Raw genomic sequence first — 12,161 nt, forward strand, 5'->3', positions numbered from 1 at the left:
CCGTTCTTCGGCTACTTCACCGGCTGGACGTACTGGCTGATGTGGGTGGTCACCGGCATGGCCGAGCTGACCGCCGCCGCCATCTACATCAACTACTGGTTCCCGGCGATCCCGCAGTGGACGTCGGCGCTGGTCTTCCTGATCATCCTGTTCGCGGCCAACCTGATCTCGGTGAAACTGTTCGGCGAGATCGAGTTCTGGTTCTCGATGATCAAGGTCACCGCGATCATCGGCATGATCGTGATCGGTCTCGGCGTGCTCACCCTCGGCTTCAGCCAGGCCGGTGACACCGCCTCCGTCTCCAACCTGTGGGCCTTCGACGGCTTCTTCCCCAAGGGCATCGGCTCGTCCCTGATGACCCTGCAGGGCGTCATGTTCGCCTACCTCGCCGTCGAGCTCGTCGGCGTCACGGCGGGCGAGTCCGAGAACCCGGAGAAGACCCTCCCCAAGGCGATCAACACCCTGCCCTGGCGCATCGCGCTGTTCTACGTCGGCGCGCTCACCGTCATCCTGTGCGTGGTCAAGTGGACCGAGTTCTCCGACGGCGCCAGCCCCTTCGTGAAGGCGTTCGCGGTCATCGGCATCCCGGCCGGCGCCGGCATCGTCAACTTCGTCGTGCTGACCGCCGCCCTGTCGTCCTGCAACTCCGGCATGTACTCCACCGGCCGCATGCTGCGCACCCTCGCCGACAACGGCGAGGCCCCGCGGGTCTTCCAGCGGCTGTCGTCCACCAAGACCCCGGCGCTCGGCATCGCCACCTCGGTGGTCTTCATGGGCATCGGCGTGGTCCTGAACTACGTCGTCCCGGAGAAGGCCTTCGGCTACGTCACCTCCGTCGCCACCGCGGCCGGCATCTGGACCTGGCTGATGATCCTGATCAGCCACGTCCGCTACCGCCGCCAGGTCGTCGCGGGCCGGCTGCCCGCCTCGTCCTTCCCGGCGCCCGGCGGCTCGGTCTGCTCCTGGATCGCCATCGCGTTCCTGCTCTTCGTCACCGCCCTGATCGCGATCGACGCGGACGCCCGCATCTGCCTGTACGTGATGGCCGGCTGGGCCGTCGCCCTGGGCATCGGCTGGGCCGTCCTCAAGAGCCGCAACCCGGAGGTCACCGAGCGCCGCGAGCCGGACTTCGAGAAGGTCGGCTGACCCCCGCGCAGGACGCCCGGCCGCGGGGAGTACTCGTGGCACTCCCCGCGGCGGCCGCTCAGGGCGTCCGGCATGCGGGCCGCCGCGTACCACCCCTCGGTACGCGGCGGCCCGTCTGCTTATCCTGAGCCCCATGCTGACCATCACCCAGGCCCTGTACGACCAGATCGTCGCCCACGCGCGCGAGGACCACCCCGACGAGGCGTGCGGCGTGGTGGCGGGCCCGGTGGGCTCCGGCCGCCCCGAGCGCTTCATCCCCATGCTGAACGCGGCCCGCTCGCCCACGTTCTACGAGTTCGACTCCCAGGACCTGCTGAAGCTGTACCGCGAGATGGACGACAACGACGAGGAGCCGGTGGTCATCTACCACTCCCACACCGCGACCGAGGCCTACCCCTCCCGCACCGACATCTCCTACGCCAACGAGCCCGGCGCCCACTACGTCCTGGTCTCCACCGCCGACACCGACGGCGCCGGCGAGTTCCAGTTCCGCTCCTTCCGGATCCTGGACGGCGAGGTCACCGAGGAGGAGGTCAAGGTCGTCGAGGCCTACTGATCCCGCATGCCGAAATCCAGGCGTCCGCGATGTGGGATCACACTCCGGATCCCGGACCGGGAATCGATACGATGACCCCATGGTTCTTCTCGACGTGAGCGACAAGGCGCCGGGCGCACTGCTCGTGGCGCGGCTGCACGTCGACCTGTGCAGGCTGAACAGCGCCATCTGTTGACGTTCCGCCGCCGCCGTACGGCCGTGGGCCGCGGCGGCTCCTCCGGTGCCGAAGGCCCCGGAGGACCCCAGCGCGCCGTTTCGAACCTACGACACCTTCCGACAGGAGCCCTCAGCCATGGCCATCGAGGTCCGCATCCCGACCATCCTCCGCCAGTACACCGACGGTCAGAAGGCGGTGGAGGGCACCGGGAACACCCTCGCCGAGCTCTTCGCCGACCTCGAGACCCGGCACACGGGCATCCACGCCCGCATCGTGGACGGCGAGCAGCTGCGCCGCTTCGTCAACGTCTACCTGAACGACGAGGACGTCCGCTTCCTCGACGGCATCAACACCAAGCTGTCCGACGGCGACAACGTCACGATCCTGCCGGCCGTCGCAGGAGGTTCTGCCGCGGCGAAGCCGCGTCCGGCCGGGGTGGCGGCCGGGCGGCGGGCGGGAACGGCCTGACCGGCGATGCGTTACGACTCCCCGCTGGCCGCGGTGGGCAACACCCCCCTGGTGCGCCTGCCGCGGCTGTCTCCGTCCGCCGACGTCTCGATCTGGGCCAAGCTGGAGGACCGCAACCCCACCGGCTCGGTCAAGGACCGTCCGGCCCTGCACATGATCGAGCAGGCGGAGAAGGACGGCCGCCTGACCCCGGGCTGCACCATCCTCGAGCCGACCAGCGGCAACACCGGCATCTCGCTCGCCATGGCCGCGAAGCTCAAGGGCTACCGCATGGTGTGCGTGATGCCCGAGAACACCTCGCAGGAGCGCCGCGACCTGCTCGGCATGTGGGGCGCGGAGATCATCTCCTCCCCGGCCGCGGGCGGCTCCAACACCGCCGTACGGGTCGCCAAGGAGCTCTCCGCCGAGCACCCGGACTGGGTGATGCTCTACCAGTACGGCAACCCCGACAACGCCGGCGCGCACTACGCCACCACCGGCCCCGAGATCCTCGCCGACCTGCCCTCCATCACGCACTTCGTGGCCGGCCTCGGCACCACGGGCACCCTGATGGGCGTCGGCCGCTACCTGCGCGAGCACAAACCGGACGTGCGGGTCGTCGCCGCCGAACCGCGCTACGACGACCTGGTCTACGGCCTGCGCAACCTCGACGAGGGCTTCGTCCCCGAGCTGTACGACGCCTCCGTCCTCACCACCCGCTTCTCGGTCGGCTCCGCCGACGCGGTCACCCGCACGCGCGAACTGCTCCAGCAGGAGGGCATCTTCGCCGGCGTCTCCACCGGCGCGGCCCTGCACGCGGCGATCGGCGTCGCGAAGAAGGCACTGAAGGCGGGGGAGTCCGCCGACGTCGTCTTCGTCGTCGCCGACGGCGGCTGGAAGTACCTGTCGACCGGCGTGTACACGGCCGCGACGACGGAGGAGGCCATCGAAACGCTCCAGGGCCAGCTCTGGGCGTAGGGCAGGGCGCCCGCACAGCGGAGACCCGAGGGGCCGGAGGGACACCTCCGGCCCCTTCTCGCGTTCCCGGCGGACGTCACCCCGCGAGATACCGCACCTGGTCCCACAGCACCGGGTCGACCACGCCCACCCGGCGCCGGAAGTCCCCCACCGGCACCTCGCGCAGCTCGTCCGCCTCCAGGAAGCTCGCCCGCCCCTGCGCGTCCCCGACGGAGCCCGGGGGCAGCGCGATCACTCCCGCCCGCTCGTCCCGGAACCTCGTCGTGATCTTCGCGACGGTCACCCGCTCCCCGTGCACCGCCAGCACCAGACACGGCCGGTCCTTGCTCCCGGGCCCGTCCTCGTAGGGCACCCCGGCCCACCAGATCTCCGCCGGCCGCGGCCGGTCCGCGTCCGTACCGGCCCGCCCCCTCGGCCGGGAGAACCGGATCCGGCGCTCCCGGGGCGGCCGCCGCCCCCGGCCCCACCCGTCGACGAGCACGGCGACCAGCGCGAGCAGCACCACCGCGGCGAAGGCGAGCCACCAGGACGTGTCCATGTCCCGACGGTACCGGCGCGGGCCGCCCCCGCGCGCCCCCCGGAAGCCTCGCTTCCAGCCGAACCGGTGACAGCACAGGTGAGTTCGCCCACAACAGCCCCTGGCGGAGGAGCGACCAAAGGTTTTGCGCCTTACGCTCGACAAACCGCACGACCCCCGTCTTCACATCCCCGCCAGCGGAGGTTTCTGCTTCATGAAGCTCACCGTCGTCGGCTGCTCGGGGTCGTTCCCGTCCGCGGAGTCGGCCTGCTCGAGCTACCTCGTCGAGGCCGACGGCTTCCGGCTGCTTCTCGACCTGGGCAACGGCGCCCTGGGCGAGCTGCAGCGCCACTGCGGTCTCTACGACCTCGACGCGATCTTCCTCAGCCATCTGCACGCCGATCACTGCATCGACATGTGCGCGTACTTCGTGGCGCGCTACTACCGGCACGACGGCGGCCGCTGCGCCCCCCTCCCGGTCTTCGGGCCCGAGGGCACGGAACACCGGCTGACCACCGCCTACGCCGACACCCCCTCGGCCTCCTCCATGAGCGAGGTCTTCGACTTCCACACGGTCAAGCCGTCCACCTTCGAGATCGGCCCGTTCACCGTCCACACCGAGCGCGTCGCGCACCCGGTGGAGGCGTACGGCATCCGCATCGAGCACGGCGGGAAGACGCTGACCTACTCCGGCGACACGGGAGTGAGCCCGGCCCTGGACGGACTCGCCCGCGACGCCGACCTGTTCCTGTGCGAGGCCGCCTTCACGCACGGCAAGGAGAACATCCCCGACCTGCACCTCAACGGCCGCGAGGCGGGTGAGACCGCGGCCCGCGCCCACGCCCGCCGCCTGGTCCTCACCCACATCCCCCCGTGGACCGACCCGCAGGTCAACCTCGCCGACGCCCGCGCGGTGTACGACGGCCCGGTGGAGCTGGCGGCGCCGGGCGCGACGTACGAGATCTGACGCCGAGGCGCGACGACGAGGCCCCGGAGCCGTCATCGGCTCCGGGGCCTCGGTCATGCCGTACGTGCCGTACGAGGACGGCTCACGCCTTCGTGGTGTCCTCGAGCTCCTCCTCGGGCTCACGGCCCGGGGTCGGCAGGTTGAACTTGGCGATGGCGAAGCGGAAGACCACGTAGTAGATCGCCGCGAACACCAGGCCGATCGGGATGATCAGCCAGGGCTTGGTCGACAGGTTCCAGTTGAGCGCGTAGTCGATGAAGCCCGCCGAGAAGGTGAAGCCCGCGTGCACTCCGAGCGCCCAGGTGATCGCCATCGACAGGGCCGTCAGGACGGCGTGGATCACGTACAGCGCCGGGGCGATGAACATGAACGCGAACTCGATCGGCTCGGTCACACCGGTCACGAAGGAGGTCAGCGCGAGGGAGACCATCATGCCCGTCACGGCCTTGCGGCGCTCCGGGCGGGCGGCGTGCGCGATGGCGATGGCGGCGGCCGGCAGACCGAACATCATGATCGGGAAGAAGCCCGACATGAACTGCCCCGCGTCCGGGTCACCGGCGAAGAAGCGGTTCAGGTCACCGTGGACCACCTCGCCCGCGGCGTTGGTGAAGTCACCGATCTGGAACCAGGAGACGGTGTTGACGAACTGGTGCATGCCGACCGGGATCAGCGCGCGGTTGACGAGACCGAACAGACCCGCGCCGAGGGCGCCCAGCTCGGTGATCCACTCACCGACGTTCGAGATGCCCTCGCCGATCGGCTCCCAGACCAGGCCGAAGAAGACGCCCATCGCGGTGCCGACGAAGGCCATGATGATCGGGACGAGACGGCGGCCGTTGAAGAAGCCGAGCCAGTCCACCAGCTTCTTGCGGTGGTAGCGCTGCCACAGCACCGCCGCCAGCAGACCCATCAGGATGCCGCCGAGGACACCGGGGTTGTTGTAGGTGGCGGCTATGTCCGCGCCGTCCTGCACCTTCGCCTCGGTGACCGGGAAGGCCTTCAGGACGTTGCTGTAGACCAGGAAACCGACGAGGGCGGCGAGCGCCGTGGAACCGTCGGCCTTCTTGGCGAAGCCGATGGCCACGCCGATGCAGAACAGCATCGGCAGGTTGTCGAAGATGGCGCCGCCCGCGGTGGCGAACACGGCCGCGACCTTGTCCCAGCCGAGGCCGTCGGCGCCGAAGACGTCGGGCTGACCGAGCCGCAGCAGGATGCCGGCCGCCGGCAGGACGGCGATCGGGAGCTGCAGGCTGCGGCCGACCTTCTGCAGGCCTTGGAAGAGGCCGGATCCCCGCTTCTTTGCGGGGGCCGCCGATGCGGTGGCGGTGCTCATACATCCTCCATCGGGTGGTGGTCTACACCACTCAGTGGTGTAGACCTGTTGTAGCACGATGAAGGCCGCGTAAGGAACCCGCGAATCCTGCTACCGGCGGGCTACGCACCGTGCCCTTCCGGAGCCCTGGACGGAGCCGCCCCGCAGCCGCCCGGCGAGCACCCTCCGGGCACGCCGAAAAGCCCCCGGACCGAGCGGTCCGAGGGCCCCGACAGCCAAGCCCAGCCTAGGAGATCACGCCTTCGTGATGTCCTCGACCTCCTCCTCCGGCTCCCGCCCCGGAGTCTTCAGATCGAACTTCGTGATCGCGAAGCGGAAGACGACGTAGTAGACCGCCGCGAAGCACAGGCCGACCGGGATGATCAGCCACGGCCTGGTGGCCAGGTTCCAGTTGATGACGTAGTCGATGAGCCCGGCCGAGAAGCTGAACCCGTCCTTCACCCCCAGCCCCCACGTCACCGCCATCGACACGCCCGTCAGCACCGCGTGGATCACGTACAGCGCCGGCGCGATGAAGAGGAAGGAGTACTCCAGCGGCTCGGTGATACCGGTCACGAACGACGTCAGAGCCACCGACAGCATCAGCCCGCCGACCTCCTTGCGGCGGTGGGGCCTCGCGCAGTGCGTGATCGCCAGCGCGGCGGCCGGCAGGGCGAACATCATGATCGGGAAGAAGCCGGTGGTGAACTGGCCCGCGGTCGGATCGCCCGCCAGGAACATGTTGATGTCACCGTGCACCACCGTGCCGTCCGGCTTGGTGTAGCTGCCGAACTGGAACCACATCGGCACGTTCAGGAACTGGTGCAGCCCGATCACCAGCAGCGCCCGGTTGGCCACGCCGAACACGCCCGCCCCCCACGCGCCCAGGTCGCTGAGCCAGTCGCTGAAGCTCTCCAGCGCGTCGCCGATCGGCGGCCAGATCCACAGGCACAACGCCGCGAACAGGATCGCCACGAACGCCATGATGATCGGCACCAGCCGGCGCCCGTTGAAGAAGCCCAGCCAGTCCACCAGCCTGGTGCGGTGGAACCGCTGCCAGAAGTAGGCCGCCAGCAGCCCCATGACGATGCCGCCGAAGACCCCCGGGTTCTGGTAGGTGAAGGCGGTCACCGTCCCCGACCCGTCGGTCAGCCGGCACCCGATCTGCGGCACCGCCTCCGACCCCTCCGGACAGTCCTCCGGGAACTGCCGCAGCACGTTGAAGTAGACGAGGAACCCCGCCACCGCCGCCAGCGCCGTCGAACCGTCCGCCTTCTTCGCCATGCCGATGGCCACACCGACGCAGAACAGCAGCGGCAGCCCCAGCGAACCGTCCAGCAGCGCGCCGCCCGCACCCACCATCACCTTGGAGACGTTCGTCCAGCCGAGACCGTCGTCCCCGAACACGTCCGGCTGCCCCAGCCGGTTGAGGATGCCCGCCGCCGGCAGCACCGCGATCGGCAACTGCAGACTGCGGCCCATCTTCTGCAGACCCTGGAACAACCGGTTCCAGCGCTCCCGCGCGGGACCGGCCGTATTCTCGACGCCGGCGGAACGGTCGGCACTCATCCGGTCCCCTTTGCTGGAGGCGGTCGGGCGGCTTCTCCGGAAGCGGTCGGGCAGCGGGCACGCGGACAGGACGGCAGCGGGTTTGGCGGCGGTCCACCGGGTGGTGTAGACCAGTTGGGGACGGTTCCGCTGTCGTGACGCCATCATCCGGCACCCACGACATGACCGCTCGCGAAGATGGGCCAACTGTGGGTTACTGCGACAAAGCGGTTCGGATCAGGGAGAACGAACATGGCCACCAAGGCTGAGAAGATCGTTGCCGGGCTCGGCGGCATCGACAACATCGAAGAGGTCGAGGGCTGCATCACCCGCCTCCGCACCGAGGTCGTCGACCCGGCCAAGGTCGACGAAGCCGCCCTGAAGGCCGCCGGCGCCCACGGCGTCGTCAAGATGGGCAGCGCCATCCAGGTCGTCATCGGCACCGACGCCGACCCCATCGCAGCGGAGATCGAAGACATGATGTGAGGGAGCGGGCGCCGTCCCGGCCCCACTCCCGAGGGCCCCTTCCCACCGCGGGAGGGGCCCTTCCGCAGGTACGGCTAGGCTCGGCGCCATGTCTCGAATCGACGGCCGCACCCCCGAACAACTCCGCCCGATCACCATCGAACGCGGCTGGAGCAAGCACGCCGAAGGCTCCGTCCTCGTCTCCTTCGGCGACACCAAGGTCCTCTGCACCGCCTCCGTCACCGAAGGCGTCCCCCGCTGGCGCAAGGGCAGCGGCGAAGGCTGGATCACCGCCGAATACGCCATGCTCCCCCGCGCCACCAACACCCGCGGCGACCGCGAGTCCGTCAAGGGCCGCATCGGCGGCCGCACCCACGAGATCAGCCGCCTCATCGGCCGCTCCCTGCGCGCCGTCGTCGACTACAAGGCCCTCGGCGAGAACACCATCGTCCTCGACTGCGACGTCCTCCAGGCCGACGGCGGCACCCGCACCGCCGCCATCACCGGCTCCTACGTCGCCCTCGCCGACGCCGTCACCTGGGCCCAGGCCAAGAAACTCGTCCGCCCCGGCCGCAAGCCCCTCACCGGCACCGTCTCCGCCGTCTCCGTCGGCATCGTCGCCGGCGTCCCCCTCCTCGACCTCTGCTACGAGGAGGACGTCAAGGCCGACACCGACATGAACGTCGTCTGCACCGGCGACGGCCGCTTCGTCGAGGTCCAGGGCACCGCCGAAGCCGAACCCTTCGCCCGCGACGAACTGAACGCCCTCCTCGACCTCGCCGTCGCCGGCTGCACCGAACTCGCCGCCGCACAGCGCGCCGCACTTGGTACCGTCACCGAAAAGTAAAAGACACGCCAAGACAGGTGGCCGACGCCGGGCAACCGCGCCGGCCGCCCCCGCGTCTGAACAAGTACGGGCGCACGGCTCAACCCCGCGCGCCCGGCCAGCGACCCGGGCCCACCGGCCCGATGAGGAGGGGACCGTTCCATGGCCGCGAGCCGCCGACGCCGCACCGCAGCCGTCGCCGCCACCCTGGCGGCCGTCGCGCTGACCGCCGGACTCACCACGGGCTGCGACGCCGTCGACAAGGCACTGGACTGCGTCCAGACCGCCGACGCCATCGCCGACAGCGTCACCGACATGCAGCAGGCCGTCGAGAACGCCTCCAACGACGTCAGCCAGCTCGAGGAATCCCTCGACGCCATCGACAAGAACCTCGACGAGATCGGCGACAAGGCCGACAACGCCGACGTCTCCCAGGCCGTCGACGACCTCAACAAGGCCGTCGAGAACGTCCGCACGTCGGTCGAGAACGGCGACGCGACCCCCGACATCGGCCCCGTCACCGACGCGGCCGGCGAACTGACGAAGGTCTGCACCCCGTAGGGACACCGCGGGGAGCCGGGGAGCGGAGCGGCCCATGGGGCCCGGGATACTGGACCCCATGACCCGCCTGATCCTCGCCACCCGCAACGCCGGAAAGATCACCGAACTGAGGGCCATCCTCGCCGAAGCCGGCCTGCCCCACGAACTCGTCGGCGCCGACGCCTGTCCCGACGTCCCCGACGTCAAGGAAACCGGCGTCACCTTCGCCGAGAACGCCCTCCTCAAGGCCCACGCCCTCGCCCGGGCCACGGGCCTGCCCGCCGTCGCCGACGACTCCGGCCTCTGCGTCGACGTCCTGGGCGGCGCCCCCGGCATCTTCTCCGCCCGCTGGGCAGGCCGCCACGGCGACGACCGGGCCAACCTGGACCTCCTCCTGGCCCAGCTGTCGGACATCGCGGACGAGCACCGGGGCGCCCACTTCGCCTGCGCGGCGGCCCTGGCGCTGCCCGACGGCACGGAGAGGGTGGTCGAGGGCCGGCTCACGGGCACCCTGCGCCGCGAACCCGCCGGCACGAACGGCTTCGGCTACGACCCGATCCTCCAGCCGGAGGGCGAGACGCGGACGTGCGCGGAGCTCTCCCCCGCCGAGAAGAACGCGATCAGCCACCGGGGGAAGGCCTTCCGCGAGCTGGTTCCGGTGGTGCGGGAGCTGCTGGGCTGAGCCGCGCGCGACAACGGCCTGCGCATCGTCCTTCGATTCGCAGGCCGTTTGTGTGCGGCGGAAGGGATTCGAACCCTCAAGCCCGATCAAGGGCCACAGATCCTAAGTCTGCTGCGTCGCCATTGCGCCACCGCCGCCAGCGCCTGCCATGGTACCGGGAGCCGTGCGTCGCCTTGCGCCTCCCCTGCACCAAGTGCTGGTGATTGCGCGGCAATTCGGACACAGCAACCGCAGGTTTTCGATCCGGCTGTTCCGTCAGGTGCCGTCCACGTGGTCGACTCCGAGCGGAAGCGGCTCACCCGGCCGGACCGCGTCGATGCCACACGGCGCGCACTTCTCGACGACGCCCAGTTCTCCGGCGTCGCCTTCTCGAGCCGGCTGTAACGAGTACGTGTGGCGTGTTCCGAGACGTCCTCGACGAGGATTTCCCCGGCCACCCGGCGCCGGTGGTTGCACCTTTTGCGCTCTGTGGGGGTAACCGGCGTGAAGTGCGAGGTGTCGGTATTCGCTCAAGAACGCACCGTCGTTTCCAGCCCTCCGGATCCACCCCCGACCGCACCGGCGTCTCCGTCGGCGTCCGTGCTCCCCGAGCCGCTTCCTCCAGGCGCTCCCTGGCGTACGCCACCGGCCCCCATCGAGCCCCCTCCGTCGTTCCACGTCCGGCCGCCCGTTCGTGGCCTCGTGCGGAGTGACGAACCGGTTGTCGGACGGTCATGTGCGGAATGGGGAATGCGGAACGGCCCGTGCCGGTGATCGGGTACGGGCCGTTCCGGGGGGCGTGGGTCAGACGCCCAGGTCCTTGATGATCTTGGCTACGTGGCCCGTCGCCTTGACGTTGTAGAGGGCGCGTTCGACCTTGCCCTCCTCGTCGACGACGATCGTGGAGCGGATGACGCCGACCACCGTCTTGCCGTAGAGCTTCTTCTCGCCGTAGGCGCCGTACGCCTCCAGGACCCGCTTGTCGGGGTCGGCGAGGAGGGTGACCTTCAGGGACTCCTTCTCGCGGAACTTCGCGAGCTTCTCCGGCTTGTCGGGGGAGATGCCGATCACGTCGTAGCCCGCGCCCGCGAGCAGGTCGAGGTTGTCGGTGAAGTCGCAGGCCTGCTTGGTGCAGCCGGGGGTGAGCGCGGCCGGGTAGAAGTAGACGATGACCTTGCGGCCCTTGTGGTCGGCCAGGGACACCTCGTTGCCGTCGGCGTCGGGCAGGGTGAAGGCGGGGGCCTCGTCCCCGGGCTGGAGGCGTTCGCTCATCGGTCTGGTCTCCTCGTACGTACGCGCTGCATGGATCGGGTGCCGGGATCGAGGGTAACCGGGGGTCCTGACAGTGCGGCGCGGCGTGAAGCTGACAGACTGTGCGACACAGGTATCAGCGGATTTCGGAGGCGACACGGTGGCGGACACGGCGGACACCAGAACCCCGGCGCAGATCGAGGCGGACATCAGGCGCCGTCGTGCGGTGCTGGCCGAGACCCTGGACGAGATCGGTGTGCGGGTGCACCCGAAGACGATCGTGGGGGACGCGAAGGCCAAGGTCGTCGCCAACGTGGACCACACGCTCGGGCGTGCCTACGTCCGCGTCAACCGTGTGGTGAGTGACGTCAAGGTCCGGTTCGTGGACGAGGAGGGAGCGCCCCGGATGGAGCGGGTGGTGCCCGCGGCGCTGCTGGTGGTCGGGGTCGTGGGGCTGCTGACGGTGACCGCGCGTCGGCGCAAGGGCTGACCCACCCGCGTGCGGGTGCGGCAAAGGCAGGTAGGTTTCAGGACGTGAGCGCCAACAGACACGAGCACAGCCCCCAGCACGACAAGCTGCCCATCCGGATGCTGCACGATCGCGTACTCGTGCGGCAGGACACGAGTGAGGGCGAGCGGCGTTCCGGGGGCGGGATCCTGATCCCCGCGACGGCGGCGGTGGGCCGCCGGCTGGCCTGGGCCGAGGTCGTCGCGGTGGGGCAGAACGTACGGACCGTGGAGCCGGGTGACCGGGTGCTGTTCGATCCGGAGGACCGGGCGGAGGTCGAGG

Annotated in this window: 16 protein-coding genes and 1 tRNA gene; 12 read left to right on the plus strand and 5 right to left on the minus strand. The window is 69.9% G+C overall.

Annotation, left to right across the window (positions count from 1 at the left end; translation table 11 throughout):
- The 5 genes from RIM90_RS26760 to RIM90_RS26775 all read left to right on the plus strand — a co-directional run.
- The coding region (locus RIM90_RS26760) for an amino acid permease (protein WP_309063318.1) at positions 1 to 1,146 on the plus strand (1,146 nt) is incomplete at its 5' end.
- Positions 1,147 to 1,279: 133 nt separating this feature from the next.
- Positions 1,280 to 1,702 carry a M67 family metallopeptidase gene (locus RIM90_RS26765; RefSeq protein ID WP_309063319.1) on the plus strand — a complete coding sequence of 141 codons (423 nt, stop codon included), beginning with the start codon at positions 1,280 to 1,282 and terminating at the stop codon, positions 1,700 to 1,702.
- 79 nt (positions 1,703 to 1,781) lie between these two features.
- Positions 1,782 to 1,877: a putative leader peptide gene (locus RIM90_RS31635; RefSeq protein ID WP_344642241.1), complete on the plus strand. Its 96-nt coding sequence runs from the start codon at positions 1,782 to 1,784 to the stop codon at positions 1,875 to 1,877.
- A gap of 117 nt (positions 1,878 to 1,994) precedes the next feature.
- Positions 1,995 to 2,327, plus strand: a complete 333-nt coding sequence (locus RIM90_RS26770) for a MoaD/ThiS family protein (RefSeq protein WP_309063320.1) — start codon at positions 1,995 to 1,997, stop codon at positions 2,325 to 2,327.
- Positions 2,328 to 2,333: 6 nt separating this feature from the next.
- Complete coding sequence (locus RIM90_RS26775; RefSeq protein ID WP_309063321.1) at positions 2,334 to 3,284, plus strand: cysteine synthase; 951 nt, start codon at positions 2,334 to 2,336, stop codon at positions 3,282 to 3,284.
- A 76-nt stretch (positions 3,285 to 3,360) separates the two neighbouring features.
- Here RIM90_RS26775 and RIM90_RS26780 read toward each other — a convergent pair whose 3' ends face one another.
- Positions 3,361 to 3,822, minus strand: coding sequence for a type II toxin-antitoxin system PemK/MazF family toxin (locus RIM90_RS26780; RefSeq protein WP_309063322.1), 462 nt, complete (start codon positions 3,820 to 3,822; stop codon positions 3,361 to 3,363).
- A gap of 193 nt (positions 3,823 to 4,015) precedes the next feature.
- On the opposite strand from RIM90_RS26780, the gene RIM90_RS26785 reads away from it, so the two are divergent.
- Entirely contained in the window at positions 4,016 to 4,768 is a 753-nt protein-coding gene (locus RIM90_RS26785; protein ID WP_309063323.1) for an MBL fold metallo-hydrolase, read from the plus strand.
- An 82-nt stretch (positions 4,769 to 4,850) separates the two neighbouring features.
- Here RIM90_RS26785 and RIM90_RS26790 read toward each other — a convergent pair whose 3' ends face one another.
- Both RIM90_RS26790 and RIM90_RS26795 read right to left on the minus strand, forming a co-directional pair.
- On the minus strand, positions 4,851 to 6,101 hold the full coding sequence (locus RIM90_RS26790) for a PTS transporter subunit EIIC (protein ID WP_309063324.1): 1,251 nt from the start codon (positions 6,099 to 6,101) through the stop codon (positions 4,851 to 4,853).
- 234 nt (positions 6,102 to 6,335) lie between these two features.
- Positions 6,336 to 7,649 carry a PTS transporter subunit EIIC gene (locus RIM90_RS26795; RefSeq protein WP_309063325.1) on the minus strand — a complete coding sequence of 438 codons (1,314 nt, stop codon included), beginning with the start codon at positions 7,647 to 7,649 and terminating at the stop codon, positions 6,336 to 6,338.
- Between the two features lie 231 nt (positions 7,650 to 7,880).
- Here RIM90_RS26795 and RIM90_RS26800 point away from each other — a divergent pair, with 231 nt between their 5' ends.
- The 4 genes from RIM90_RS26800 to rdgB all read left to right on the plus strand — a co-directional run bounded on the left by RIM90_RS26800 (position 7,881) and on the right by rdgB (position 10,141).
- Positions 7,881 to 8,114 (plus strand): glucose PTS transporter subunit EIIB, encoded by a 234-nt coding sequence (locus RIM90_RS26800; RefSeq protein WP_030868674.1) that lies wholly within the window; start codon positions 7,881 to 7,883, stop codon positions 8,112 to 8,114.
- Positions 8,115 to 8,202: 88 nt separating this feature from the next.
- Positions 8,203 to 8,940, plus strand: a complete 738-nt coding sequence (gene rph, locus RIM90_RS26805; protein WP_309063326.1) for a ribonuclease PH — start codon at positions 8,203 to 8,205, stop codon at positions 8,938 to 8,940.
- A 141-nt stretch (positions 8,941 to 9,081) separates the two neighbouring features.
- Entirely contained in the window at positions 9,082 to 9,480 is a 399-nt protein-coding gene (locus RIM90_RS26810) for a hypothetical protein (protein ID WP_309063327.1), read from the plus strand.
- Positions 9,481 to 9,538: 58 nt separating this feature from the next.
- Positions 9,539 to 10,141 carry an RdgB/HAM1 family non-canonical purine NTP pyrophosphatase gene (gene rdgB, locus RIM90_RS26815; RefSeq protein WP_309063328.1) on the plus strand — a complete coding sequence of 201 codons (603 nt, stop codon included), beginning with the start codon at positions 9,539 to 9,541 and terminating at the stop codon, positions 10,139 to 10,141.
- 53 nt (positions 10,142 to 10,194) lie between these two features.
- On the opposite strand, the gene RIM90_RS26820 is transcribed toward rdgB, so the two are convergent.
- Together RIM90_RS26820 and bcp are read right to left on the minus strand one after the other, a co-directional pair.
- A tRNA-Leu gene (locus RIM90_RS26820) sits at positions 10,195 to 10,278 on the minus strand.
- A gap of 646 nt (positions 10,279 to 10,924) precedes the next feature.
- Complete coding sequence (gene bcp, locus RIM90_RS26825; RefSeq protein ID WP_309063329.1) at positions 10,925 to 11,392, minus strand: thioredoxin-dependent thiol peroxidase; 468 nt, start codon at positions 11,390 to 11,392, stop codon at positions 10,925 to 10,927.
- 139 nt (positions 11,393 to 11,531) lie between these two features.
- Here bcp and RIM90_RS26830 point away from each other — a divergent pair, with 139 nt between their 5' ends.
- Positions 11,532 to 11,861, plus strand: coding sequence for a DUF3618 domain-containing protein (locus tag RIM90_RS26830; protein ID WP_309063330.1), 330 nt, complete (start codon positions 11,532 to 11,534; stop codon positions 11,859 to 11,861).
- 44 nt (positions 11,862 to 11,905) lie between these two features.
- Positions 11,906 to 12,161 (plus strand): co-chaperone GroES (locus RIM90_RS26835; protein ID WP_309063331.1); only part of this gene is annotated, 256 nt, incomplete at its 3' end.

Origin of the sequence: Streptomyces sp. (genome assembly GCF_031181555.1) — a bacterium.
Taxonomy (GTDB): domain Bacteria; phylum Actinomycetota; class Actinomycetes; order Streptomycetales; family Streptomycetaceae; genus Streptomyces; species Streptomyces fimbriatus.